Below are 3,229 nucleotides of genomic sequence, written 5' to 3'. Positions count from 1 at the left end.
GAACTGGTGGAAATACTGCGAAGGTTCTCCGGTTATGGTTTCAACAAGTCCCACAGCGTTGCTTATTCTCTGATTACTTATTGGCTCGCGTTCAAGAAGTTTCACGCACCTGATGAATTCTTTAAGGTGCTGTTTTCGCTTCTTGACAGGGAAGGAAGGGCAAGGCTGGCTGCGGAAATGAAGAGCATGGGATTATCTTTTGCACTTGGCGAAGGACATATGAACGGGGTTATTTCCCTTTGCCCTTCTGATTTGATGAAATTTAGGCTGGAGTTGCCCATCAAACCCATTGAGACATCCTTCCATGAATTTGTCAGGAAACGCCGGAGCTCCTTTATGGCAAAAGATCTGGAATTTCTCGTGAAAATCGGATATTTTGATAAGTACGGTACAAGAGAATCGCTTTTGAAGGAGATAAACAACGCCCTTTCAGGAGTGGATCCAGAGCTGAAATCTGTACTGCGCGTTTTTGGCTATAAAGAACAACAACCCGGCAGGATCAAAACGGAGTCATCCAAGGAGAAAGCGGTGCTTGAATACGAAGCGCTTGGCTTTAATCTCACGGAATTTCCTGTTGTTCTATCGCAGGAAGACTTTGTAGATACAACACTCACAGATCTCTATGCTACAAAGTCCAACGGATTAGCTGCGTATTCGCTCGTGAATTTAAGGGAAAAGAGATTTATCACTGATGGCAAAACATTGATTCCCATTTACCGCTCATTGCCCGAAAAAGGGTTCATAATTTTCAAAAAAGGGAAACCAGATGAAAAACGGGCATACGAAAAAATAAAATTGGTAACAAGAAAGTACAACCAGCCTGTTCCAATAGAATCAATCCTGCCAGCTTCGAAGCAGAACATCTTAAAAATCAAAATAGATGGAAATGTTCTCACATTAAAAGGGGCAAAGGTCATTGCTTATGACCCGGACGAAGTAGAGGTGATAGAAGATTGAAAGTGCATCTTGTAAGACATGGTGTTTCCGAATGGAATCTGATTGGCAGGTGGCAGGGTAACGCAGACATTCCCTTGAGCGATCAAGGGAAGTGCCAGGCTGAGATAACTGCTGAAGAACTTCTATACATCGCTCCAAACACTTCACTCCTCTTTTGTAGTGACTTGAAAAGAGCTAGAGAAACCGCTGAAAAAATCGGGAAAAGGTTCAATCTATCTCCTATTGTCAGGGAGGATTTGAGAGAGTGCAATTTCAGCTTGTGGAACGGGCTTACCTTTGAAGAAGTTGTTGAAAAATATGAAAAGGAATTCACCCTCTGGAGTTCTAACCCACATGCCAAAATTGAAGGAATTGAGTCGCTAACCCAGCTGGAAAAGAGGGCTCTGACGGCTTTTAATGAAATTTATGAAATATCTACGCTCAGAAAGGCCACGGAAGTGGTAATCGTTGGCCACGGTTTATGGTTCAGGGTGCTTCTGAGCTCTTTGCTGGGTATGCCGTTGGTAAATCACAGACGCCTTGAGATAGAAAATGCTTCTATAACAACCCTCGAGAAGCGCGAGTACCGTGGATGGATTCTCCACACTTTGAATTATCACCACCATCTATCACAGGTAAAAGGGGGAAAATGCCATAACAATTGATGTTTTTCTTACACCGCTGAATATCGTTTCTTTACCTGATGTGGCAATAGCAATAGATGTTTTGCGGGCTACAAGCAGTATGGTGGTTGCACTTGCTGAAGGGGCGGAATCCATAATCCCCGTATCGAATCTGGAAGAGGCAAGAAAGCTAAAAGCTGAGAATCCAAACTTGCTTCTCGCCGGTGAGCGCGAAAGCCTAAAACCACCAGATTTTGATCTTGGAAATTCCCCTTACGATTTCAAAGGAATACATGGTAAGGAAATCATAATGACGACCTCAAATGGTACGAAGCTAATTGAACTTTTGAAGGAATCGAAACAATTGTATATTACTTCTTTTTTGAATGTTAAAAGCGTTACCAATGAGGTTGCCACGGCAGGGTATGATAAAGTCGGCATAGGTTGCGCAGGGAACAGAGAAAGTGTGGCTCTTGAAGATGTGCTCTGCGCCGGAGCACTTGTTGAAAATCTCATATCCGTCACAGAGAATGCCGATCTTACCGACGCCGCGAAGTTGGCCCTGGACGAATACATAACGCATGGAAAAGATCTTGAAAGGGTTCTGAGCACAATCGCAAGTCATGGAAAAACTCTTATGAGAAAAGGATTTGTAAAAGACGTCGTCCTTTGTGCTAAAATTAATATGTTCTCGGTTGTTCCAGCTTATATAAAAGGGAAAATTGTGAGGAATGATACATGAAAACCCTGTCATCTATTTTCTTTTCAGTGGCAATGATATTCTTTTTTGTGAGTCTTGTATTCTTTGAGATCGGTACACGGAAGCTCAGAAAAGCAGGTAATCCAAAAGTTTATGATAAAAGAGGCATCCGTTTTTTGGTACTTTCTATTATTCTTGCTGGAGTTTCCCTGCTGTTTGCGTTTATCTGAGTTTAAGGGGGAATTCGAATGGAAAATATGATTGCGCTTGAACAAATTGTTAATAAGTTGCCCGGAGTGAAGGGCGCTAAGATCCTCGCTGATGATGGTGGAACGCTAAAAGAGATACACATCCTTGCAGATGTCAAAAAGCCAGCTAAGCAGCTTGTACGAGATATTGAAACTGCCATATATGCCGCCTCTGGAGTGAAAATAGACAGAAAAATAGTCAGTGTTGCCCAGATTTCTGATGATGAATCCGACTCAGCCGCAACCGAAACTTACGAAGAGGCGATTGCCGATGAAACAGCAAGGTTTAGCCTTCTTACCCTGGAAACAAAATCCTCCAACAAGCGCCTTACCGTGAATGTAATTATAGACGATGATGGAAAGCAACTTTCCGGTAGCTCCGTAGTAGATGTGAACGATGACGAAAAGTATATGGCCGCTGTTGAAGCAACCGTTGCTGCTATAAGGGAATCTATCCCTAGCTTTAGAGTGGAGTTCATAGAGAGGCTAAAATACGGTCTCAGCGACGTGATCCTCGTTGTCTGTTCTGCAATAATGTCTGGTGAAAGACGTAAAGAAGCCGGGGCAAGGTTGTTCAAAAAGGATTCCCTTAATGACATCGTACTGGTAATACTTGAGACACTGAATAAAATGTGACCCCCCTAAATACAGGGTATAGGGTACCAAAGATCGGGTGTAGGGTCTAGTTGTTAGGGTTTAGATGTTCTCTCTCGTGACTCGAA

Annotated in this window: 4 protein-coding genes and 1 pseudogene; all 5 read left to right on the top strand. The window is 42.9% G+C overall.

Features of this window, described 5'->3' with window-relative positions; all coding sequences use genetic code 11:
- A pseudogene (locus tag AC3LHT_RS09835) lies at window positions 1–957 on the top strand (hypothetical protein); the annotation flags it as partial.
- 2 nt (window positions 958–959) lie between these two features.
- A complete protein-coding gene (locus tag AC3LHT_RS09830; RefSeq protein WP_290646037.1) occupies window positions 960–1,601 on the top strand; it encodes a histidine phosphatase family protein in 642 nt (213 codons plus the stop codon).
- 40 nt (window positions 1,602–1,641) lie between these two features.
- The gene (locus tag AC3LHT_RS09825) at window positions 1,642–2,301 is read left to right on the top strand and encodes a 2-phosphosulfolactate phosphatase (protein WP_488662761.1); all 660 of its coding nucleotides are present in this window, start codon (window positions 1,642–1,644) and stop codon (window positions 2,299–2,301) included.
- Complete coding sequence (locus tag AC3LHT_RS09820; RefSeq protein ID WP_290645913.1) at window positions 2,298–2,489, top strand: hypothetical protein; 192 nt, start codon at window positions 2,298–2,300, stop codon at window positions 2,487–2,489. The genes AC3LHT_RS09825 and AC3LHT_RS09820 overlap by 4 nt, the downstream gene beginning before the upstream one ends.
- Window positions 2,490–2,507: 18 nt before the next feature.
- Complete coding sequence (locus AC3LHT_RS09815; RefSeq protein ID WP_290645915.1) at window positions 2,508–3,143, top strand: hypothetical protein; 636 nt, start codon at window positions 2,508–2,510, stop codon at window positions 3,141–3,143.
- The last annotated feature ends 86 nt before the right edge of the window (window positions 3,144–3,229 follow it).

It is taken from the genome of Kosmotoga sp. (assembly GCF_982836095.1).
The sequence above is the reverse complement of the archived record's forward strand: the minus strand, read 5'-3'. Positions and strand labels throughout refer to the sequence as shown.